The organism is Hominilimicola fabiformis (assembly GCF_020687385.1).
Taxonomy (GTDB): domain Bacteria; phylum Bacillota; class Clostridia; order UBA1381; family UBA1381; genus Hominilimicola; species Hominilimicola fabiformis.
On the sequence record NZ_JAJEQM010000003.1, the window covers coordinates 187,238 to 209,518 of the forward strand.

Genomic DNA, 22,281 nt, shown 5'->3' on the forward strand with positions numbered 1-22,281 from the left:
TGATAATGAAACGTATAATAGCTGTAATCTTCGTGATTCTTTGTTTGTGCGGGTGCGATATGAAACGTATCCGCACAGAAAGCAGTATAAAGGAATATGAAACCGATTTTTCAACGGTGTATGCCGAAACAGTTAAATTCAGCGGTATGAAAAACAGTGAGCTTGAAAAAAATATCAACGCACAGATACAACAGTCCATAGACAGTGACCTTGTTGCTTTTGATTCCAAAGCACAGGAATGTAAGGATAATTTGCAAATGGGGAATAAGTGCGTTATGGAGATAGGTTGGGAGGAAACTTATAATAAAAATGATTTTATCAGTGTGGTTGAAGAAAAATATATTTATACCGGCGGTGCAAGAGGTACAACGGTGCATATTCCCGTAAATATAGATGTGTCTGGTGAAAAGGAAGTGAAACTTGCGGATTTGTTTGCTGATGATGGGTATGTCAGTACGCTTAACAGAATGATTAATGAAGAAATGGAAAAACATTCGGAAGAATATAAGGATTTGTGGGCAAAGCCTGAAATAAAACAGGAACATCAGACGGATTTTTATATTCAAGATGATGATTTGGTTATATTCTTTCAACCGTATGATTTGTCATACTATGCTCGTGGATTCGTGGAATTTAGACTTGATTTGGAAGATTTGTCCGGGTATATGAAAGAGGAATATAGACGACTGATTGATTAGGGGCGACCGTCGGCCGCTCTTTTTTTGCCACCCCACAGTCGCGTTTGCGACAGCTCCCCTCAAGGGGAGCAATATGGAAAGTCTCTCCTTGAGGAGAGGTGTCACGAAGTGACGGAGTGTTGGCAACCTTACACATTAATTTCAAAATGATAACTACCGCCTACAAGTGTATGAATATCACCGTTAGGCAATTTCAAAGTTGCGGTTGTATTAGTCGGAACGGTGCAATCATACGTAAATTTACCGTCATGCAATTTCCATGCAGAACTGATTTTACCGTAAGGTGACGTAAAACTGCCTTTGGCATAAGTCAAACCGCCTCCGAATTTCGGTGAAAGCATAAATGATTTATACCCAAATTCAACGGGACGAATACCAAGTATATCGGTAAAGAACCATTGACCTATCGCACCGTAAGAATAATGGTTAAACGAATTCATTGAAACATCGCCGAAAGTGCCTGTTTCGGCAATATACGAATTCCAACGCTCCCATATGGTTGTAGCACCGTTTTTGACACTGTAAAGCCAAGACGGATTGTCTTCCTGCTCAAGCAACTTAAAAGCAACATCATCAAGACCGACTTTTGAAAGTGCAGGTGCAAGATGTGATATACCGAGAAAGCCGACTGTAAGTTTGCCGTTGTTTCTCAATATTGAGTTTTTGAAATATTTTCTTGTATTTTTAAGCTTGTCTTTGGGGATAAGGTCAAAGTCAACTGCAAGTGCATATGCTGTTTGACTCGGACAGTGCGGAGTGTTTTCGGCATAATATGTATATCGCGTAACACTTCCATCAAGTGCGACCGATTCGCCGCAATGTGCGGTCTGTGAACTCACTTCGCCGTAATACGAAACAGAGCCGTCATCATTAACCCACGCATCATTGAATGCACGTTTTATATTTTCAAATAATTCAGTATATCGTTTTTCATCATCGGTTTTGCCGAGAATGTACGCGGTTCTGCGGAGTATGTCGGCAGAATGTGCGGCATATGCCGTTGCGGAATATATGTAAGGCGTGGAATTGTCATAAGTAAGGTGGTCGCCACGGCATTGCTGTACTTGAATATACGGAATTGTCGCAAGGTCGGATTGTTCCGGTACTTCCTTGCCGTCAACCGTTCGTACACCGTAATTACGGCGGTCAGTGCTGCTTTGATATTCAACCCACTTTTTCATCATATCATAGCATTTTTTAAGTATGCGTATATCGCCGTATGTTTCATACATTTCCCACGGCACAATCGTTGCGGCGTCGCCCCAACCGCCGCAACCGTCAATGCGGTTATCACCGCCAAGAGGGGCGGTATCGGGAACAGCACCGTTTTTATTGTACATAGTTTGTGCGTCAATCAAATCATCAAGCCATTTGTCGATAAACGACTTTATGTTCATATTATATGCACCTGTTTTTGCAAAAACCTGCATATCACCCGTCCAACCCATACGCTCGTTGCGTTGCGGACAATCAGTAGGAATTAGCAGAAAATTGCCGATTTCACCCCAACGGATATTGTGCTGAAGCCTGTTAATAAGCGGATTTGAACATTCAAATTCACCTGTAACAATATCAATATTCGATATTGCAAGACCGTCAACCGAGATAATCATATCTTTTGATATATCGCAACCGTTACCGCTGATTTCCGCATATCTGAAACCGTGTGACGTGAAAGTAGGAATAAACTCCTCCGTATCACGTCCGCAAAGTGTATAAATATCGGTATTTGCGGCGGAACGCAGATTTTTTATATAAATACAGCCGTCTTTATGCGTCATTTCGCCGTAACGAATTTTAATCGACTGACCGCATTGACCTTTAACTTTCAATTTTATTGTTCCGACCATATTTTGACCGACATCATAAACGAAATGATTTTTCGGATTTTCACACACGAATTTACCGACAAAGTTTTTTATAATTTTTGCAGTGTTACCCTTTTGGGCGGTTAATTTAAAATCAGTATCGGATAGTGTGCCGTTTGTCGGGACAGGCTTTTTAGGTTGTTGTTTGATACCGCATTTAACCCAGCGTTTATCGTCCGCAAGGGGATTGTATTCAAGCCTTGCGTCATAGCTTTCACCGTCAAAATAATCACAGTCGCTTATCGGTGCTTTATCAGTAAACTCCCACGAACTGTCTGTTTTGATAACCTCGCTTGTTCCGTCAGTGTAGACAATATTCAGCATAGCAATAAATGAACTCTCTTTGCCGTATATCATAGCACCGCTGTAACCGCAAAAGCCCGAATAATGTCCTCTTCCAAGAACTGCACTTATGACATTTTTACCGTCTGCAAGCATATCGGTAACGTCAAAAGTTTGGTATTGAATTCTTAGTCTGTAGTCGGTAAAACCGGGATTGTAAAAATCGTCACTGACTTTTTCGCCGTTTATGCAGGCATTGTAAAAACCTTGCGCAGATGCATAAAGACGTGCCGATTTGATTGTTTTTTCTATATTGAAACGTTTGCGGAGATTTACAGACGGTACGGGATTGACAATTTCAAATGCGTTGTTGATTGTGAGTTTTCCGTTTTCGTATGTGCCGAGTGCTGAAAGTAAGCCGTTTTCAAAATTATCCTCTTGCAAAACAAGATTGTTTGTTTCGATTTTTAAGTGACTGATTTCGGCAACGCTGTTTAGCTGATTAAAGCCGACAGACATTAAAAATGTCTTGCGTGGCTGATTTATGATATTTTTCGGAAGAATATCTTCATCAATTACTTTTTGACCGTTCAGATAAAGAAGTACATTTGTTTTGTTTACCGATAATTCAAGGCTGTCGGAATGTTCGGTAACATGAAATGTACCGAGTAATTTTTTATACGGAACATTGTCATTCCAAGCATTGTCGGATATTTCGTAAACAGAAACGCTGTCTTTGCAGATGTTAAATAGGACATAGTTATCTTTATTTCTTGCGTTCGCAACCAAGCCGAGATTGTCCGACTTGAAAGTACAAGAAATTTTATAGTTATCAACGGCATATGTGTTGACGGTTTCTTGCGGACTGCCAATCCAATCGGCATTAAATTCATTATTCATTAAGCCTGTTTCAAAATCGGCAGTATCGCTTGTGTATTCATTGCCTTGTTCGTCCCATACGATTACTTGCCAAGAATACTTTGTCATAGCCGATAAAGATCGACCGTTGTATTCAATGCAGATTGAGCGGTCAGACGTAACTTTACCGCTGTCCCAAACCGTATCATTGTCGGAGCGAACAATAATTCTGTAAGCGGTTTGAACAGTACCGCTGATTTTCGATTGCAGTTTCCAAGAAAATCGCGGTTTCTTTTCATCAATTCCGATTGGATTTATTAAATCCTCTGTTTTCATATCGTAAATAATCATAATTCTAATCTCCGTCTGTTTTATTAATATCATTATACCATAGCACAATATAAAATGTTTCAAAATTTTGCTTGAAATCGTTTATTTTTTGCTTTGTATTTTGACATTGCATATAATATTTGATATAATATGCAAGTTAAAAGAAGGGAGAGATTAGAATGAAGAAAAATGTAAAGAAAATAACGGTCGGAGGACTGCTTATCGCATTGGCACTTGTATTGCCTATGGCATTTCATTTAACGGGAGTACCGCAACCGGGTCAAGTATTTTTGCCTATGCACATACCTGTATTACTCGGAGGATTTGTTTTAGGACCTGTGTTTGGATTTTTTGTAGGATTGTTTTCACCGATTATAAGCTCTGTTTTGACGGGTATGCCGGCAGTAGGCAGATTGCCGTTTATGATGATTGAGCTTGCGGTATACGGATTGGTAAGCGGTTTGATGTATAATACATTTAAGTTTAATAAGAAGAAAATGGGGACATATATTTCACTTTTAACTGCAATGCTTTGCGGTAGAATTGTGTATGCAATTTCATTGTTTGTTGCAGTAAATCTTATGGGTATACAGTGTGGCGGACCTATTGCGGCAGTTACCGCAACAGTCAGCGGTGTACCTGGAATTATAATTCAAGTTTTGATAATTCCGCCTGTTGTATATGCACTTGAAAGGAGCGGTTACATTGACAGACATTTTAGAATCTGCAAAGGAACAGTTGCATAATAATAATTTTTCTATTGTGATTGTAGGCGAAAATGATGTTTATACTTCAACGAAACACGGCGTTGCACCACTTTTGGAAATTCTTGACGGTGGAAATGATGTTATAAAAAATTCGTTTGTTGCCGATAAAGTTGTCGGTAAAGCGGCGGCTTTACTTATGGTAAAAGGCGGGGTAAAAGAGGTTTATGCCGATATTATAAGCTCTCATGCACTTGATGTTTTTGAAAAATATAAGATTAAGACATATTACGGTAATTTGGTTGAGTATATTATAAATCGTGATAAAACAGGTATGTGTCCTATGGAAAAGGCAGTGCTTGAAGTAGATGAACCAAATACGGCATATGATGTGCTGAAAAAGAAAATTGCTGAAATGAGAAAGGGCGGTCATTGATCGCCTTTTGCTATATAATAAATATTTCGTAGGGCGGCCGTTGGTCGCCTTTTTGTGTGGTTTTGTATTGCAATACGGCAAGTGTTTCGTAGGGGCGACCATTGGTCGCCCTTAATGAGTTAGTGTGTGTGGGAAAAGGGACGGCACCACGACGTCCTTTTTTGCCACCACTCCGTCACTGCGTGCCACCTCTCCTCAAGGAGAGGCATTTTGTAAGGCTCCCATAGAGGGGAGCTGTCGGCAAAACCGACTGAGGGGTGGTGATAGAAAAATAGGCAACGGCGACCGATGATCGCCCCTACGAAATATAAAAACGCACAAAAAAACACCGCCGTATCGGCGGTGTCAAAAACATATACATATTGGGGGGAGTAAATGTTTTAAATGGGGGAGTTATCACAACTATAAAAGATGTAATATATATATGAAACAAATATCAAAGATATTTGTAACTTTTGGGGGGACCCTTGCCTTTGGGGAAGGCAAGGGCATATGAAAAAAAGGATGGTATCGACTGTTTTTACACAGTCTATCAATTAAAACTGGATAGCTTATTTAGTTTTATCTGCCGAGTCTTCCATCAAGCGAACCTGTACTTCCATAGTTTCACCGTCTCTTAAAATCTTAAAGGTCAAATAATCGCCCGCTTTTTTCTTATCACGGATTTCGTTGACCTCCTCGGTAGATGAGACCTTCTGACCGTCAACTTCAAGAATCATATCGTTGACTTTAAGTCCGGCCTCTGCCGCTCCGCTGCCCTCGGAAACACTTCCGATAAACAAACCGTAGCCTGTATCTTTGATACCGATTCCGACAAGCGGTCTGCCTGTCACGTATCCTGATGCCATCAAGTCGTCAATGATTGGTTTTGCCTCTGATATTGCGATAGCAAATCCCATACCTTCAACGCCTGTGGTTGATAATTTAACTGAGTTAATACCTATAACCTCACCGTATTGGTTTATTAAAGCACCGCCCGAGTTACCTGAGTTAATGGCGGCATCTGTCTGCAATAGGTTATAAGTTCTGTTATCTATATTCATTGTTCTGTTTACGGCACTGATTATACCTGACGTAACTGAACCGGAAAATTCCTGTCCCATCGGGTTACCGATTGCAACTGCCGTTTCACCGACTTGAACTGTTGTCGAGTCGCCGAGTGTTGCGGCTGTAAGCTTTGTTGAACCCGGATCTATTTTCAAAACCGCAAGGTCTGTTTTTGTATCCTGACCTACAAGTTTTGCGGTGAATTCATCACCTGTATTAAGTATTACCGATATTTCCGAAGCACCGTCAATAACGTGCTGATTTGTTACAATGTAACCATCGTCTTGGAAAATAATCCCCGAACCGCTGCCTTGTTCAACGGTTTGACCGTCTGTGCTTCCGTCGCCGCTTGAATAATAATATCTTCCGCTGAACGGATCGTAATATTTTTGCGGTTGAACTGTAGTCTTGTTTATAACACCGACAACACTTGGTCCGACTTGTTCTGCAATTTCGGGAATTGTAAGAACTTTCTTACCGTTTTTGTATGCTGCAAGTTGAGCTGAATCCGAAGATGATGAATCATCCGATTGTGTTGTTGCACTTGCAACTGCCGCACTTTGAGTGTTGTTGTTCATATTCTTTTGCATAAAGTACATTCCTGTTCCGAATACACCTGCTGTAAATATGCTTGCAGCAAGAGCTGAACAGACAGCTGTTAACCATACTTTTTGTTTTTTCTCTTTCTTTGGCTTTTGGTCGTAAATAATCAAGTCAGTTGATTCTGTATAAGGGTATTTCTTCATGGTCGTCATCCTCCTTATATCATTATTATCAAAACAATCTAAATTCATACTCTTTATAGCTTTCCTTTGACTATGGTTATATGATACAGTACACTTTTGACACTGGTATGAATTAAATGTAAATAGAAATGACTTATTTTATGAACAAAGTGTGAACAGGTATTGACAAATAGAGATAATAAGGTTAGAATATGTATAAATGCGAATTATTTGCAACAAAATATACACGCAAAGATATTATAAAGTAGAAAGGATTTTATATGAAGAAGTTACTTATACTTGATTCAAACAGTATTTTAAACCGTGCGTTTTACGGTGTGCGTTATTTGTCCGCAAAGGACGGTACTCCGACAAATGCGATATACGGTTTTCTTAATATATTATTGAAACTGATAAAGGAGCAGGAGCCGGATTATATTTGTGCGGCTTTTGACGTGAAAGCACCGACATTTCGTCATAAGCAGTACGAGGGATACAAGGCACAGCGTAAGCCAATGCCCGAGGGACTTGCCGCACAAATGCCTCTTGCAAAGGACGTACTTCGTGCAATGGGCGTGACAATCCTTGAAAAAGAGGGTTACGAGGCTGATGACATAATCGGAACAGTTGCAAGACTTTGTGAAGAAAGTGAAATAAGCTGTTTCATTGCAACGGGCGATAAAGACGATTTACAGCTTGCGAGTGACAAAACAAAGGTCATTTTGACGGTTACAAAGTCGGGATATAATGAAACGATTATTTATGATGACAAGGCGGTTAAGGAAAAGTACCGCGTCACACCGACTGAATTTATTGACGTAAAGGCACTTATGGGCGATCCGTCCGATAACATTCCCGGTGTTAAGGGGGTCGGCGAAAAAACGGCTATGAGCCTTATTGAGAAACATCACAGCATTGAATATATATATGAAAATATTGACGGCATAGGTCTAAAGGGTGCTATGCTCCAAAAGATGAAAGACGGCAGGAAAATGGCGTTTATGTCAAAGGAGCTTGCGACTATCAACAGAAATACACCGATTGAATTTAATGCGGAGGAATGTGTATTTGACGGTTTTGAAAACAACGGAGAGCTTTACGAAATATTAAAGCGACTTGAACTTAACAGTATTATAAAGAAGCTTGATTTGTCAGGCGGGGATAATGTAAAGGAAAACGAGGATATTTTTAAAGATTTTTCTTATCAAGTCGGGGATAAGAATATGATTAGCGGTGATAAAGTAACCGTTGTGCTTGACTTTGACGGTGATAATATTTCATCGGCGGCAGTCGGAGCGGGGAATAATGCGGTAGTATTAAATGAGCAAGACGATATAAAAGAGTTGCTTGAAGATGACAGCATAGCAAAGGTTATGTTTGACGTCAAAGAGGCTATCGTTAAATTAAACGGCAGAATTGACATAAAAAATATATCAGATGATACCGCAATCGCCGCATACCTTGTAGATCCTGCAAAAAATGAATACACAATAGAAAAATTAGCAAGCGAATATTTCGGCACGGTTATAGAAAAGCCTGAAGTCAAGCAGTTGTCATTACTTGACGATGTGGAAACCGACAGGAGCGAATACCTTGCAAAATGTGCAGTTGCACTTGGTGTGCTTAATGAGCGTATAGGCGATAAGATAAAAGAAAACGGACAGGAAAAGCTGTATCATGAGGTTGAACTGCCACTTGTTACGGTGCTTGCACACCTTGAAATAAACGGATTTCTTGTAGACGACAATCAATTAAAGGAATTTGCCGATAAACTCGGTGAAAAGATTGATGCGCTTACAAATGAAATATATATGCTTGCAGGTGAAGAATTTAATATTAATTCACCGAAACAGCTTGGTGTAATTCTTTTTGAAAAACTTGAATTAAAGCCTGTAAAGAAAACAAAGACCGGATATGCGACAAATGCAGATGTGCTTGAAAAGCTCAGAGATAAGCACCCTATAGTTAATTTTATTATGGAATACCGTCAGCTTGCAAAGCTGAAAAGCACATATTGTGACGGTTTGCGGGCTGTTGTAAATCCGAATACGCACCGCATACATTCAGTGTTTACGCAGACAGTGACCGTTACCGGCAGACTTTCATCAACAGAACCGAATTTGCAGAACATTCCGACTCGTACGGAGCTTGGCAGAGAAATCAGGAAAATGTTTGTTGCGAAAGAGGGTTATGTACTTGTGGATGCAGACTATTCACAGATTGAGCTTAGAGTGCTTGCGCATATCGCAAATGATGAAACAATGATAAATGCGTTTAGAAATAATGAGGATATTCACGCAGTTACCGCATCACAGGTGCTTGGTATACCGCTTGAGGATGTTACAAAGGAACAGCGTTCAAGTGCAAAGGCGGTAAACTTCGGTATTGTGTACGGCATAGGTGAATTTTCACTGGCACAGGATTTGCATATATCGGTTAAAGAGGCTAAGGCATATATTGAAAGCTATCTTGAAAAGTATCACGGCGTAAGAAATTATATGGAGAGCATAAAGGAACAGGCGAAAAAGGACGGCTATGTTAAAACTATGCTTAACAGAATACGTTATATCCCTGAATTGAAGTCACCGAATTATAATATACGTCAGTTCGGCGAACGTGTTGCACTGAATACACCGATACAAGGTACGGCGGCGGATATTATAAAGCTTGCAATGGTGAGAGTTGATAATAGACTTATAAATGAGGGATTGAAGTCAAAGCTTATATTGCAGGTACATGACGAACTTATCGTTGAGGCACATAAGGACGAAGTGGATAAGGTTAAACAAATTTTGAGCGAAGAAATGCAGAGTGCAATGGAACTTAATGTTCCTCTTAAAGTGGATATGTCAACAGGACATAGCTGGTATGACGCGAAATAGTTTGCCACCACTCCGTCACTGCGTGCCACCTCTCCTCAAGGAGAGGCATAAAAGGCGCCACTTGAGGGGAGCTGTCGTGAAACGACTGAGGGGTGGCAAGTATAGATAATAGATAAATTCGTAGGGGACGACACCCACGACGTCCCGTATGTGCGATTATTACATCAAAACAACAACGAAAGGAAATAAAAATATGAAAAAAATTATAAAGCTGATACCACTAATGCTTATACTTGTTTTGGCATTGACATCGTGTCAAAAAAACGCTGAAAACAGCGGCAAACCAAAGGTATACACATCATTTTATGCAATGTATGACTTTACGAAAACAATCGGAGGTGACGATATAGATCTAACAAACATAGTACCGACAGGAACAGAGCCGCACGATTTTGAGCCGACTGCGTCTGATATGGCGAAACTTTCGGAGGCTGACATATTTATATATAACGGCGTCGGAATGGAAAGCTGGGCGGACAAAATAATCGAAACACTTCCGCAGAACGTAAAAGTTATATGCACATCGGAACAGATACCGACAGACGGAAACGATCCGCATATTTGGCTTAGTCCGCAGAATGCAAAATTGCAAATGCAGGCAATATGCAACGTGTTGTCAGAGGTGGACAGCAAAAATGCACAGAACTATATAAACAGACTTGACAGTTATCTAACTCAAATTGATGAGGTAGACACCGAGTACAAAAATGCCGAACTTGACGGTAAGACGATATTTGTAACACACGGTGCGTACAGCTATCTTTGCAACGATTACGGTATGAAACAAGTTGCGCTTGAGGGGGTTACAGGTGACAGTGATCCGTCACCGTCACAAATGGCAAAGGTGGTTGACCAAATAAAGAGCGAGGGCATAAGCTGTATTTTCTATGATCCGCTTGAGGGTGACAAAATGGCACAGGCGGTTGCGAATGAGGCTGATATTCAGGCACTTCCGCTTTATACTTTTGAGGGTGACAGCGAAAGTCGTGACTATGTAACGGTTATGAAAGCAAATCTTGAGGAACTAAAGAAGGGGATTTAAAATGAAAGCATCAAAACAGATTTCAGAATCACTTCCGATTATGATACTGCTCACATTGTCCGGTGGATTTATGGACGCATACAGTTATCTTTGCAGAGGTGAAGTTTTTGCAAATGCGCAGACGGGTAACATACTTTTGTTCGGTGTTAATTTGTCAATGGGGCATTGGAGCAAGGCACTCCAATATGTGTGTCCTGTTTTGGCATTTGCGATTGGTATTGCGGCGGCAGAATTTGTGAGAAGAAAGTTTACAAACAGAAAACACGTTCACTGGCGACAGATAATTGTATTTTGCGAGGCAGTGATATTATTCGGCGTAATGTTTATACCGCAGGAACTGAATTTGCTTGCAAACAGTCTTACATCGCTTGCGTGCGGTGCACAGGTTGAAAGTTTCAGAAAGATACAGGGCAACGGTATGGCGACTACAATGTGCATAGGTAACTTGCGTATGGCAACGCAATCGATATGTGATTATTGGTTTACAAAAGACAAACCCGCAATGGAAAAAGGATTTTTGTTTTTCGGCATAATTGCAATATTTACGATAGGTGCGATTATGGGTAACGTATCTGTCAGATTATTCAGCGAAAAGGCTATTTTGGTAAGCAGTATATTGCTGATAACGGCGTTTTCGATTATGCTTATTAATAAGGAAGATTGAGGATAATATGGAACAGGAAATTTTAAAAATTGAAAATTTGTATTTTGATTATTCCGATACATCTGTATTGCGTGATGTGAATTTTACATTACATAAGGGTGATTTTCTCGGTATAATCGGTGCAAACGGTGCGGGAAAAAGTACACTGATAAAAATAATTTTAAAAATTTTGCCGTACAACAAGGGTAAAATAACACTTTTCGGAGAAGATTTATCGAAGTTTAAAGAAAATTATAAAATCGGTTATGTTTCTCAAAAAGCAAATTCGTTTAACAGCGATTTCCCTGCAACGGTTAAAGAGGTTGTAATGGCAAATCTGTACAGCAGACGCGGACTTTTTAAACGCTACAGAAAAGAGGATTACGAAAAACTAAGTACAGTGCTTGAAAAAGTGGGAATGTCGGGATACGAAAACCGACTGATCGGTAATTTGTCGGGTGGTCAGCAACAGAGGATATTTATTGCAAGAGCGTTGATTTCAGAGCCTGAACTGTTGCTTATGGACGAGCCGACAGTCGGAGTTGATGCGAAGTCGGTAAGACAGATTATGGACATAATAAGCGAACTCAACAAACAGGGAATGACGATTATTATGACAAACCACGATACTCCGGAACTTGTCAGAGTATCGGACAAACTTTTAATATTCTGCGAACACGGCAACGGAGAATTTGTAAGCCGAAACGACCTTACAATGCAACAGATAAACGAAATATTTGCAGGAAAGAGGGTGCATCATCATGGATAATATTTTTCAGTACGCATTTATGCAAAGAGCATTTGTAGTTGCGGCAATAATTGCGGTGATTGCACCGTGTATAGGCGTTTCGATTGTACTTAAAAGACTTTCGGCGATAGGTGACGCAACGTCACATTCGGCGCTGGCAGGTATCGCATTCGGACTTTTGCTCGGAATTAATCCGATTTTGGGTGCGGTGATGTTTTCGATTTTTGCGGTTATCGGAATAGAGGTTTTCAGAAAATCATTCGGCAAATATTCGGAAATTGCAACGGTGGTTGTTATGTCGGCGGGTATCGGTCTTACGGCGGTGTTGTCGGGATTTATAACCAACGGCTCAACCAACATAAACAGCTTTTTGTTCGGCTCGATAGTTGCAATAACCGATTTTGAATTGTACTTAACGATTGGACTCGGCATAGCGGTTATTATAACTTCAATATTATTGTATAAAGAATTGTTCTTCGTTACGTTTGACGAAGAGGCGGCAAAGCTTGCGGGAGTGCCTGTCGGCGGTATTAATCTTGTACTTATGTTATTAACGGCGGTTACGGTTTCGGTTGCGTCAAGAATTGTCGGCGCGCTTATGATTTCGTCACTTCTTGTTATACCTGTTGCGGCGGCAATGATGATTGCGAAAAGCTATAAGCAGACAATATGGTGGTCAATCGCGTTTGCGGAATTTTTCACTGTTGCCGGACTATTCATATCGTACTATCTTGACCTCAGACCGGGAGGTACGATTGTGCTTTTGGGTGTTGTATTCTTGATTGTAATAATAGCTTGTACAAGTAAAAGGAGAAGGTGAGAGTATGGAGGATATAAACAGCATACTTTCAAAAGTAGGTTTAAAATGTACAAAACAGCGTATAAGCGTTATGCAGGTACTGTCGGACGCAGACGCACCTCTTACGGTTGAAAATATATATGACAAGGTTGACGGAATGTCGCTTTCGACCGTTTACAGAATTGCGGAAAAGCTGTGTGAAAAGGGTATAGTTAGTAAGCATACAATTCAAGACAGTGATAAGTTTTATTATGAACTCATAAACGGCGAACACCGTCATTATGCAATATGTCTTGGCTGTAAGGAAATGCGTTACGTCGATATATGCCCCGTACATTCACCGCATATAGATAATTTTACGGTAACGGGACATAAACTTGAAATATACGGCTATTGTGATAAATGTCAAAAGAAATTGAATACAAAAGGACGCTGATTTCAGTGCCCTTTTTGGTTGAATTATTTTTGAGTTATTGGTGTTAAGTAGAGATTGTATAAATAGCCACCGTTATAACCAAACTCAAAGTTGTTATCATCTGAAATACGACCGGCTTTAACTCGAAGCTTATCAACACCTATAAGATTTACTTTAACATCTACGGCTTTTTCGAGTCTTTTATTTGAAACTGTTGCAAGCACCTCATCGGTATCTTCATTTATGAATTGTACAGCATTTATGTCATCATCATTATCACGATCAGGTACGGCAAATAAGCCTTCTAAAGAAGAATATTTGCCGTCAAGAATAAATAAAGTACTACTATAAGGAGCAAAACGGTTATCAGGAACAATTGTAACTTGTCTAAGGGGAAATGTAGCACTTGAACTGTTTAAAATATGGGTACCTTCAACTGGCTCGATTTCTGCCATATTAACTTTGTCTGTTTCTAATTTATCGCCGATATATATAGTGCTTGTGTCACTGTCCCAATCAACGTTTTGTCCCAGAGCGTTTGAAATGGATCTTACGGGCAGATAGGTCGTGCCGCTAGAGATAAACGGCTTAACAGGGGTGCCGTCACTGTCACGCGGTGTTGTCGGCTTTCCATTTACGACAACTTTGATGTCAGTGTAAGCCACTTCAAGAAATTTTCTGTACGTATCGGCAAGCGCGGACGCACCACCGATTGCCATTGACAATGCACAGCCGACCGCAATTCCTTTTACAAAATCCTTTTTCATATAAAAACTCCCTTTCAAAATATATTTGTTAATATCAGTATAACATACAAATATAGCTAATTACAAGTGTAAATGAGTATATAATAAAGGGGACACTAAATTTTAGTGTCCCTATTATATTGCTTTATTTTATCATTTCGATTAAATCGGGGATACATTCCTCGAATTTAACCGCGTACCAATGCTCTTTTTCGCTCCCTAAAGTGTGCTTGATACAGTCAACCGTAAAGTCAACGGCTATCCTAACCGCCTTACCCATATCAAACCCTTTAACCAATGCACCGCACAAGGTGCTTGAAAAAATATCGCCTGTACTGTGGAAGTAACCGGGAATATTTTCGTTAAAGTACGATGAAAATTCGCCTGTTTCTCTGTTGTAGGACATAACGCCCTGTGAATTATCGTCAAAACTTACACCTGTAAGAACGACAATTTTTGAACCGAGATTTGAAAGACGTATAAGCAGATTTTTTATATATTTTTCGTCATATCCGCTGTCGATATAGTCCTCGTCAAGCAGCTGTGCCGCTTCGGTAAGGTTAGGCACGATTACGTCGGCTTTTGAACAAAGTTTTTTCATTTCCAAAGCAAAATCTTCGGTGAATCCGGCATAAAAATGCCCCTTGTCACCCATTACGGGATCAACGATTATAAGGTTGTCATCGGTCTTGAATTTATCGAAAAAGTCCGAAACTATTTTTATCTGCTCAAATGAGCCTAAATAACCTGTTGCAACTGCGTCAAATTTTAAATCAAGGCTTTTCCAATGGTCTGCGATAGACGGAATATCGTTCGTTAAATCGCGATATGTATAGCCTGTAAATCCGCCTGTATGCGTTGAAAGTACCGCCGTAGGTACGGGACAAGCTTCTATACCCATTGCGGAAATTATAGGAAGCGCAACGGTAAGCGAACATTTACCGAAACACGAAATATCTTGTATTGACACAATTCTTTTCATTCTAAAACTCCATTCCTTCGTTTATAAACGACTTTAGATATTTTATAACATTTCATTGTTAATGTCAATAAAATCATCATAAAGTTGTCCGAATGTACATAATTTAATATACATAAATAAATATTGGGAGGCGAGAAAAATTGTGTTATGACTATGGGAGAATGTTGAAAGACATAGAAATGCTTACGGACAATTATAACATTATAGAAAGATTTTCGATAGGAAAGAGTGTTATGCAGAAAGATATTCCGTGTTTGAAAATCGGAAAGGGAAAGAAAAAACTGCTTTTAAGCGGTGCGTATCACGGACTTGAATATCTTACGGCGGCTTTTTTGATAAAATTTGTGTCAAATTACACCGTAAAGCTGATGACGGAAACGGAATATTTCGGGTATGACATAAAAAGGCTGTATTCGGATATTACGGTTTACGTTGTACCTATGGTCAACCCTGACGGCGTAGATATCGCACTTAACGGTCTTGATATTACTAACGAATATCACAGGCACTTAATCAGTATGGTTGGAATACATAGTTTTAATCATGTTTGGCAGGCAAATTCGAGGGGAGTTGATATAAACCATAATTTTGACGCAAAGTGGCAGATGGTTGTCGATAAACCGTCACCGTCAAAATACGGCGGTGAATATGCGGAGTCCGAGCCCGAAACAAGGGCAATTACGGAATTTGTGAGAAAAGAGCAGTTTGATATGTTGTTGGCATTTCACAGTCAAGGCCGTGAGATATATTATGACTTTGACGGTATGACAGGCGAAAATTCGGTTGAGATTGCAAAGAAAATGGCGGAGGAAAGCGGATATGCGGTGTGTATTCCGACAGGTACGGCGTCATACGGCGGTTGTAAGGATTGGTTTATAAAGGAGTTCGGAAAAGAGGGATTTACGGTGGAAATAGGTACGGGACAAAACCCTTTGCCGATGAGTATGCTTGATGAAGTGTATGATGAAAATGCCAAAATTGCTTTATGTGCCATGCATGAATGTGCATATAACTAAAAATGAGCTGTTGAAAAAACAGCTCATTTTCAGAGGACAATAAATTGTCGTATTATTTTTAGTCTAATTTTGAACCGCACTTATAGCAGAAATGAGTATTCGGTGCGTTTACAGAGTCGCAAACGGGACAAGTAATCGGCTTAGGTGTGTCATTTTCTGTCGGAGCGGCTTGTTCGGTTGTTTGTGGTTGAACCGGTGTTTGAACCGGTGCTGATTGTGCCTGTGGTGTTTGAGGTGCCTGTGGTGCCGAATATGTTGTTGACTTTACCGGAGTCTTTGCATATTCATAGAAACCTGCGTGTACAAGACCGAAGAACAACGGTGCAAACAATGTATATACAAGCTGAACTATGACTGTGATAACCGCAAACAATATACCGACAAACGGAATCTTTGAAAGCAATGCAAGTATAGCCATAACAGCATAAATCAGCAAGTTAGGGATAAATTCGGCACAGAACATTTGAAGTTTGTAACCGTTTGTATCCTGCATTGATTTTCTGAGTGCCGCAGTTGCGTTTACCGATTTTTCTTCATTAAGTATATACGGTGTGAATGAATACGCATAATACTTTGAAATAGCGATAAACGGACCTGCAATCGGAACTAAGAACCAAATGAAAATCCATAGCTTTTTCCAACACATACCGCCGGCAGTTCTCCAAAAATCTTTAAAACCTTTGAAAAGCTGGTCGGAATAAACTTCCTTACCGTTGAAACCGTCAAGATAAACTGCCGCCATACCTGCGGAAAGAACCGCTATAACAGGCACAATAACTATCGGTAATACGCCGAATACAAGAACGAGTATAGTTAAAAGTGAACTCAAAAGTGAAAGCCCCCATAGCTTAAACGGCATTTTTGACAATACGTTAAAAGCTCTTTTGTAGATATTACTTATAATCATAATAAAAACCTCCTTAAAAAATTAATTGTTTTGACCGTAATATGCGTTTGCGCCGTGTTTTCTGTAATAGTGTTTATCCTTTAATTCTTGAGGTGCCTCTTGAACTTTCGGATTAATCATTTCGGTACGCGCCGCCATTTTTGCAACTTCTTCAAGTACGACTGCATTGTGAACAGCCTCCATACCGTCTTTGCCCCAAGTGAAAGGACCGTGATTTTTACATAGTACGGCAGGCATTGCAACGTAATCTTTGTCTTTGAAGAAGTCAACGATAAGTACGCCTGTATTTTTTTCGTATGCCTCGTCGATTTCTTCCTTTGTAAGATTTCTTACGCATGGAATTTCGCCGTACATATAGTCAGCGTGAGTTGTACCGTAGCAAGGAATACCGCGTCCCGATTGTGCCCAGCTTGTTGCCCAAGGTGAGTGTGTATGTACGATACCGCCGATATTAGGGAATGCTTTGTAAAGCTCAATATGAGTCGCTGTGTCTGATGATGGGTTATATTTACCTTCGATTTTGTTACCGTCAAGGTCCATAATAACCATATCTTCAGGCTTTAGCTTATCGTAATCAACGCCCGACGGCTTGATTGCAAAATAGCCTGTTTCTCTGTCAATTTCACTTACGTTACCCCAAGTGAATGTAACAAGTCCATGCTTTGGTAACTGCATATTAGCCTCGTAAACTCTTTGCTTTAATTCTTCTAACATATTATATATCTCCTTTTATTAGTATATTGTAGACAAAACCGTAATGGTTTTGTCTACTTTATTCTTGGAAGTATGAGGTACAACCTCATTAAAAATCATTTCTGACGACATGTGCGGCAGAAATGGCTTAAAATCTAAAGTTTCGACTTTGGAGGAACTTTATGATTTTTTCTTTGAAAATACTCAAAAATTACATCGCAAGATGTGATTTTTGGAGCTGTCGACATTTTGTCGACAGGCTCTAATATTTTAAATATTCAACTGCCGCTTTTTCGATAGGCAGACCGTTCTTGTAACGTACAGCAAATTCGTTAAATCCTTTAACGTCCTCGTCTGTCGGCTCAAGTGTGTATGATTCACTTTGTGAGAATACTTTGTTGTTAAGGAAATCGGTAAGTGTTTCGTTTTCTGATTTTGCAAGCATATATGACGCAAGCAATGCGATACCCCACGCACCGCCTTCACCGGCTGTTTCCATAAGTGAAACAGGTGTATTTATAGCGGCAGCCATAAACTTCTGACCAACGTCCTTTGTTTTAAACAATCCGCCGTGACCGAACATTCTGTCAAGCTTGACATTTTCCTTGTCAAGAAGAATATCCATACCGAGTTTTAATGTTCCGAGTGCGGAATAAAGGTGAGTTCTCATCATATTTGCAAGGTTAAACTTACTGTCCGGTGTACGAACGAAAAGCTGACGGCCTTCTTCAAGACCTGTAATGTTTTCGCCCGAGAAATATCCGTAAGAAAGAAGTCCTCCGCAGTCTGCGTCACCTTCAAGAGCTTTTCTGTAAAGTGTGCCGTATAGCTTTTCCGTACTTATTTCAATACCGAGTTCGGCTGAATATTCTCTGAATATATTTACCCAAGCATTAAGGTCAGATGTACAGTTGTTTACGTGTACCATTGCAACGTCGTCACCGACCGGTGTTGTAACTATATCAATTTCGGGATAAGCCTTTGAAAGTGGTTTTTCAAGTACAACCATAGCAAATACGGACGTACCGGCTGAAACGTTTCCTGTACGTTTTGTAATGCTGTTTGTTGCGGTCATACCCGTACTGGCGTCACCCTCCGGAGGGCATAGCGGAATACCTGCACCGAGTTTGCCTGTTGTGTCAAGAAGTTTTGCACCCTCTTCTGAAAGTGTACCGGCATTTTCTCCTGCAACAAGCACTTTTGGAAGTAAGTCTGAAATTGTATAAGGAAGATTTTTATTTGAAATCAACTTATCGAATTTCTCAATCATACCCTTATTATAATCTTTTGATGCACTGTCGATAGGGAACATACCCGACGCCTCGCCGATACCGAGTACAAATTCACCTGTAAGTTTCCAATGAACATATCCGGCAAGTGTTGTAAGATACTTGATTTTTGAAATATGTTCTTCTCCGTTTAAAATCGCTTGATAAAGATGAGCAATGCTCCATCTTTCAGGAATATTGAAGTCAAAAAGACTTGTAAGTTCTGCGGCGGCTTTGCCTGTTATGCTGTTTCTCCAAGTACGGAACGGAACTAAAAGCTCCTTGTTTTCGTCAAATGCCATATAGCCGTGCATCATAGCACTGAAGCCTATTGCACCGATTTTTGTAAGTTCTTCGCCGTATTGATTTTTAACGTCGTCAGCCATATTTTTGTAGCTTGTCTGAATACCTGTCCAAACGTCCTCAAGACTGTATGTCCAAATACCGTTTTCCAAACGGTTTTCCCATTCGTAACTGCCGGACGCAATAGGATTGTTATTTTCGTCAATCAAAACTGCCTTTATACGAGTTGAGCCAAGCTCAATACCGAGTACGGTTTTGCCGTTTTGAATTGCGTTTTTAATCTGCTCCATAATTTTCTCCCTCTGTTTTTTTATTTAAAGAATAAAACTCTTAACTATTATTATAAACAACTTATCTATGTTTGGCAATATAAAAAAGAGATTTTTTCCAACAAATTTGAGGTAACTTCGGATGTTGCAATTCTTTTGATAATGTGCTATAATCAAACGAGATATAGATATTTGGAAGGTGAACATAGTTGGAATTATGTATATTTAATAAAATAGAAGATGACCTATGTATAAAGGGGATATTGGAAAAGGATAATGTTATCGTTTTAAGAAACATTATCGAATTTTCCGAAACGGAGGGCGTTACAAGCAGTGCAATAAAAGAATACGTTGCAACACGTCTTGCGAATGACGACAATATTTTATCACGTCTTGCACAGGCGGGTAAATTTATCGGAGACGACCTTTACAGACTTGCGAAGTTTGATATTGAGCAGATTTATAAGAAGCTGTTTTCAACTCAAATTAAGTACGCACCGTCAGGCAATCCTATCGGATTCAGTAACGGATATGTGGCGTCAATCAGAGCGATAACAGAGTCAAAGTCGGCACAGGAACTTCTTGATTTGCTTATCGAGCATTACAGAAAGTTCGGCAGCGGAATTTTGGCTAAGTATAATGCGTTTAGATATGACGGCGAACTTATCGGAGTATCGAATACTGATGATATTACTTTTGATTCGCTTGTCGGCATTGAGTATCAAAAACAAGTGTTGATTGATAATACAAAGGCGTTTGTCAGCGGTAAAGCGGCGAATAACGTATTGTTGTTCGGTGACAGAGGTACGGGTAAATCATCATCTGTAAAGGCACTTTTAAATATGTTCTGCGATGACGGACTTCGTATTATCGAAATGCCTAAGCATTGTATAAAGGATATACCGTCACTTTCAAAGGTGTTGGCTGAAAGCCCGAATAAGTACATAATATTCCTTGACGACCTTACTTTTGAATCACACGAAACAGAGTACAGAGCGTTAAAGGTTGCAATGGAGGGACAACTTCAGGCTAATCCTACAAACGTGCTTATATATGCAACGTCAAACAGAAGACATTTAATAAGAGAGAATTGGTCAGACAGAGAGGGCGGAGAAATCCACGTAAACGACCAAATGCAGGAAACACTTTCACTTTCGGAACGTTTCGGTATCAGTCTTGTATTCTCTGCACCTAACCAAAAAGAATATCTTAATATCGTTTCCGAAATGCTTAAAAAGCACAATATCCAAATGAATGCGGATATTGAAAAAGAGGCGGTAGTATGGCAGATGAACTACGGAGGCCGCAGTGCAAGATGTGCAAAACAGTTTGTAACGTCTTATATTGCAAAATAAATTCAGAGAGGAAGTTTATAATGAAAAAGAAAATTATAGCTATTACACTTGCAGTTTCGGCAATGATGTCAACAGTTGCTTTTGCCGAAAACATTAATGCAAATTATACGGATAATGTATTGTCATTTGAACAGACAGACGAAAATATTGCCGTTGTTTCGTGCTATGACGAAAACGGCAAGCTTTGCTACAGCAATATGTATAAGTCTGAGGACGGCAATTTCAGTGCCGATATACCTAAAGAGTATAAGGGTATGAAAACAAAGGTTTACTTTGTAAATTCAAAAGAGATAAAAGAAGTCAGTGTAAGTGATGATGTTCAGCCGACAGCCAAACCGTCTGTAACACCGACAGCCACACCGTCTGCAACAGAAAAGCCGTCTGCAACAACAGTACCGACAACTAAGCCGTCAACGGACACACCGTCAATTTACGAAAAAGTAACAGACGCAATTTATGCACCGGCGGTTGTTAAGGAAGTTGAAACAACTACAAAAGACGGTGAAGATATGTATGCCGTTACTTTGCTTGCACAGGGCAAGGAAATAAAGACATTGATTGAAAATGATGTTACATTTGAAACTTCTTCGGAGGCTTATTCGTTTATGAAAGGCAAAGACGCAGGAAATCTTGAGGAGGGTGACGTTATCAGCCTTACATCAAACGTTGCCGGAACAAGAATAAATCATATGTACTTTATTTACAGACCGCAGGACGAAGATATAATTACGGGCAGTCAGGATTTCGGCACTGACTTTGAAAAGTTAATTACTGAAAACGGCTCAAGTGTTGCAAATCAATGGAAGCTTATGAAGTACGGTGAAAAAGCGTCAAGCGACAGATATCAGTACGCATTCGGACTTATCGGTAAGGTGGGTTCAAATTCACTTACTTTGATAAACAAGAGCGGCAGTACAGACAATGTGATCGAAGTTGATACAAAGAAAGATACAATAGTTTATACTTGCGATGTATCGAATAAAAATGAAGTTGAAATTGCGTCAGTTGGCGATATAACTTCAACAATTCCGAAAAGCACTTTCGATAAGGACAATACAATAGATTTCACAAACGATTACAGCTATAATTACGCACTTGTAAGAGTGGTTGACGGAACGGCAACGGATATAGTTGTATACGAAAATTACAATGATTAATCAGATTGTCTGCAAAACCTCTATGGTTTTGCAGACAGGCTCAACAATTAATGTAACTCAACAAATCCTATACGATTGTAAAATTGTAGAAAGAGAGTAGGAGGAAAT

19 protein-coding genes are annotated in these 22,281 nt (G+C 39.8%); 12 read left to right on the forward strand and 7 right to left on the reverse strand.

Going from position 1 to position 22,281, the window contains the following annotated elements; translation table 11 throughout:
• Positions 1–5 precede the first annotated feature (5 nt).
• Positions 6–698, forward strand: coding sequence for a DUF3298 and DUF4163 domain-containing protein (locus tag LKE05_RS03690; RefSeq protein ID WP_308455953.1), 693 nt, complete (start codon positions 6–8; stop codon positions 696–698).
• A gap of 128 nt (positions 699–826) precedes the next feature.
• Here the strand turns inward: LKE05_RS03690 and LKE05_RS03695 are convergent, their stop codons facing one another.
• A complete protein-coding gene (locus LKE05_RS03695; RefSeq protein WP_308455954.1) occupies positions 827–4,057 on the reverse strand; it encodes a family 78 glycoside hydrolase catalytic domain in 3,231 nt (1,076 codons plus the stop codon).
• Between the two features lie 158 nt (positions 4,058–4,215).
• Between LKE05_RS03695 and LKE05_RS03700 the strand changes: the two genes are divergently transcribed.
• The gene (locus LKE05_RS03700; RefSeq protein ID WP_022231103.1) at positions 4,216–4,782 is read left to right on the forward strand and encodes an ECF transporter S component; all 567 of its coding nucleotides are present in this window, start codon (positions 4,216–4,218) and stop codon (positions 4,780–4,782) included.
• Complete coding sequence (locus tag LKE05_RS03705) at positions 4,742–5,176, forward strand: DUF1893 domain-containing protein (protein WP_308455955.1); 435 nt, start codon at positions 4,742–4,744, stop codon at positions 5,174–5,176. Before LKE05_RS03700 ends, LKE05_RS03705 begins: the two co-directional genes overlap by 41 nt.
• Positions 5,177–5,727: 551 nt before the next feature.
• Here LKE05_RS03705 and LKE05_RS03710 read toward each other — a convergent pair.
• A complete protein-coding gene (locus tag LKE05_RS03710; protein ID WP_022231105.1) occupies positions 5,728–6,969 on the reverse strand; it encodes a S1C family serine protease in 1,242 nt (413 codons plus the stop codon).
• A 260-nt stretch (positions 6,970–7,229) separates the two neighbouring features.
• Between LKE05_RS03710 and polA the strand changes: the two genes are divergently transcribed.
• The 6 genes from polA to LKE05_RS03740 all read left to right on the forward strand — a co-directional run bounded on the left by polA (position 7,230) and on the right by LKE05_RS03740 (position 13,498).
• On the forward strand, positions 7,230–9,830 hold the full coding sequence (gene polA / locus LKE05_RS03715; protein WP_308455956.1) for a DNA polymerase I: 2,601 nt from the start codon (positions 7,230–7,232) through the stop codon (positions 9,828–9,830).
• Positions 9,831–10,023: 193 nt separating this feature from the next.
• Positions 10,024–10,872: a metal ABC transporter substrate-binding protein gene (locus tag LKE05_RS03720; protein WP_308455957.1), complete on the forward strand. Its 849-nt coding sequence runs from the start codon at positions 10,024–10,026 to the stop codon at positions 10,870–10,872.
• A 1-nt stretch (position 10,873) separates the two neighbouring features.
• On the forward strand, positions 10,874–11,536 hold the full coding sequence (locus tag LKE05_RS03725; RefSeq protein ID WP_022231108.1) for a YoaK family protein: 663 nt from the start codon (positions 10,874–10,876) through the stop codon (positions 11,534–11,536).
• A 7-nt stretch (positions 11,537–11,543) separates the two neighbouring features.
• Positions 11,544–12,284, forward strand: a complete 741-nt coding sequence (locus LKE05_RS03730) for a metal ABC transporter ATP-binding protein (protein ID WP_147514155.1) — start codon at positions 11,544–11,546, stop codon at positions 12,282–12,284.
• Positions 12,277–13,083 (forward strand): metal ABC transporter permease, encoded by an 807-nt coding sequence (locus tag LKE05_RS03735; protein WP_308455958.1) that lies wholly within the window; start codon positions 12,277–12,279, stop codon positions 13,081–13,083. Before LKE05_RS03730 ends, LKE05_RS03735 begins: the two co-directional genes overlap by 8 nt.
• Before the next feature lie 4 nt (positions 13,084–13,087).
• Complete coding sequence (locus LKE05_RS03740) at positions 13,088–13,498, forward strand: Fur family transcriptional regulator (protein ID WP_117968687.1); 411 nt, start codon at positions 13,088–13,090, stop codon at positions 13,496–13,498.
• A 23-nt stretch (positions 13,499–13,521) separates the two neighbouring features.
• Here LKE05_RS03740 and LKE05_RS03745 read toward each other — a convergent pair whose 3' ends face one another.
• On the reverse strand, positions 13,522–14,244 hold the full coding sequence (locus tag LKE05_RS03745) for a stalk domain-containing protein (protein WP_308455959.1): 723 nt from the start codon (positions 14,242–14,244) through the stop codon (positions 13,522–13,524).
• Positions 14,245–14,368: 124 nt separating this feature from the next.
• Positions 14,369–15,205 carry a pyridoxamine kinase gene (locus LKE05_RS03750; RefSeq protein ID WP_308455960.1) on the reverse strand — a complete coding sequence of 279 codons (837 nt, stop codon included), beginning with the start codon at positions 15,203–15,205 and terminating at the stop codon, positions 14,369–14,371.
• 161 nt (positions 15,206–15,366) lie between these two features.
• Between LKE05_RS03750 and LKE05_RS03755 the strand changes: the two genes are divergently transcribed.
• A complete protein-coding gene (locus LKE05_RS03755) occupies positions 15,367–16,221 on the forward strand; it encodes a M14 family metallopeptidase (RefSeq protein ID WP_308455961.1) in 855 nt (284 codons plus the stop codon).
• A gap of 58 nt (positions 16,222–16,279) precedes the next feature.
• On the opposite strand, the gene LKE05_RS03760 is transcribed toward LKE05_RS03755, so the two are convergent.
• From LKE05_RS03760 to LKE05_RS03770, 3 genes are all read right to left on the reverse strand, one after another.
• Positions 16,280–17,128 (reverse strand): hypothetical protein, encoded by an 849-nt coding sequence (locus LKE05_RS03760; protein ID WP_022231114.1) that lies wholly within the window; start codon positions 17,126–17,128, stop codon positions 16,280–16,282.
• A 21-nt stretch (positions 17,129–17,149) separates the two neighbouring features.
• Positions 17,150–17,842 carry an L-ribulose-5-phosphate 4-epimerase gene (locus LKE05_RS03765; RefSeq protein WP_022231115.1) on the reverse strand — a complete coding sequence of 231 codons (693 nt, stop codon included), beginning with the start codon at positions 17,840–17,842 and terminating at the stop codon, positions 17,150–17,152.
• A 241-nt stretch (positions 17,843–18,083) separates the two neighbouring features.
• A complete protein-coding gene (locus LKE05_RS03770) occupies positions 18,084–19,682 on the reverse strand; it encodes a xylulokinase (RefSeq protein ID WP_308455962.1) in 1,599 nt (532 codons plus the stop codon).
• Positions 19,683–19,924: 242 nt separating this feature from the next.
• Here LKE05_RS03770 and LKE05_RS03775 point away from each other — a divergent pair, with 242 nt between their 5' ends.
• Both LKE05_RS03775 and LKE05_RS03780 read left to right on the forward strand, forming a co-directional pair.
• A complete protein-coding gene (locus LKE05_RS03775) occupies positions 19,925–21,016 on the forward strand; it encodes an ATP-binding protein (protein ID WP_308455963.1) in 1,092 nt (363 codons plus the stop codon).
• A 20-nt stretch (positions 21,017–21,036) separates the two neighbouring features.
• Positions 21,037–22,173 (forward strand): hypothetical protein, encoded by a 1,137-nt coding sequence (locus tag LKE05_RS03780; RefSeq protein ID WP_308455964.1) that lies wholly within the window; start codon positions 21,037–21,039, stop codon positions 22,171–22,173.
• The last annotated feature ends 108 nt before the right edge of the window (positions 22,174–22,281 follow it).

What these genes read in the sequence shown, in the direction of transcription:
- LKE05_RS03710 (WP_022231105.1), bottom strand. Translation starts at nt 6,969, where the DNA reads ATGAAGAAATACCCTTATACAGAATCAACTGACTTGATTATTTACGAC.
- LKE05_RS03695 (WP_308455954.1), bottom strand. Translation starts at nt 4,057, where the DNA reads ATGATTATTTACGATATGAAAACAGAGGATTTAATAAATCCAATCGGA.
- LKE05_RS03745 (WP_308455959.1), bottom strand. Translation starts at nt 14,244, where the DNA reads ATGAAAAAGGATTTTGTAAAAGGAATTGCGGTCGGCTGTGCATTGTCA.
- LKE05_RS03750 (WP_308455960.1), bottom strand. Translation starts at nt 15,205, where the DNA reads ATGAAAAGAATTGTGTCAATACAAGATATTTCGTGTTTCGGTAAATGT.
- LKE05_RS03765 (WP_022231115.1), bottom strand. Translation starts at nt 17,842, where the DNA reads ATGTTAGAAGAATTAAAGCAAAGAGTTTACGAGGCTAATATGCAGTTA.
- LKE05_RS03730 (WP_147514155.1), top strand. Translation starts at nt 11,544, where the DNA reads ATGGAACAGGAAATTTTAAAAATTGAAAATTTGTATTTTGATTATTCC.
- LKE05_RS03735 (WP_308455958.1), top strand. Translation starts at nt 12,277, where the DNA reads ATGGATAATATTTTTCAGTACGCATTTATGCAAAGAGCATTTGTAGTT.
- LKE05_RS03755 (WP_308455961.1), top strand. Translation starts at nt 15,367, where the DNA reads ATGTTGAAAGACATAGAAATGCTTACGGACAATTATAACATTATAGAA.
- LKE05_RS03700 (WP_022231103.1), top strand. Translation starts at nt 4,216, where the DNA reads ATGAAGAAAAATGTAAAGAAAATAACGGTCGGAGGACTGCTTATCGCA.
- LKE05_RS03780 (WP_308455964.1), top strand. Translation starts at nt 21,037, where the DNA reads ATGAAAAAGAAAATTATAGCTATTACACTTGCAGTTTCGGCAATGATG.
- polA (WP_308455956.1), top strand. Translation starts at nt 7,230, where the DNA reads ATGAAGAAGTTACTTATACTTGATTCAAACAGTATTTTAAACCGTGCG.
- LKE05_RS03760 (WP_022231114.1), bottom strand. Translation starts at nt 17,128, where the DNA reads ATGATTATAAGTAATATCTACAAAAGAGCTTTTAACGTATTGTCAAAA.
- LKE05_RS03740 (WP_117968687.1), top strand. Translation starts at nt 13,088, where the DNA reads ATGGAGGATATAAACAGCATACTTTCAAAAGTAGGTTTAAAATGTACA.
- LKE05_RS03770 (WP_308455962.1), bottom strand. Translation starts at nt 19,682, where the DNA reads ATGGAGCAGATTAAAAACGCAATTCAAAACGGCAAAACCGTACTCGGT.
- LKE05_RS03690 (WP_308455953.1), top strand. Translation starts at nt 6, where the DNA reads ATGAAACGTATAATAGCTGTAATCTTCGTGATTCTTTGTTTGTGCGGG.
- LKE05_RS03725 (WP_022231108.1), top strand. Translation starts at nt 10,874, where the DNA reads ATGAAAGCATCAAAACAGATTTCAGAATCACTTCCGATTATGATACTG.
- LKE05_RS03720 (WP_308455957.1), top strand. Translation starts at nt 10,024, where the DNA reads ATGAAAAAAATTATAAAGCTGATACCACTAATGCTTATACTTGTTTTG.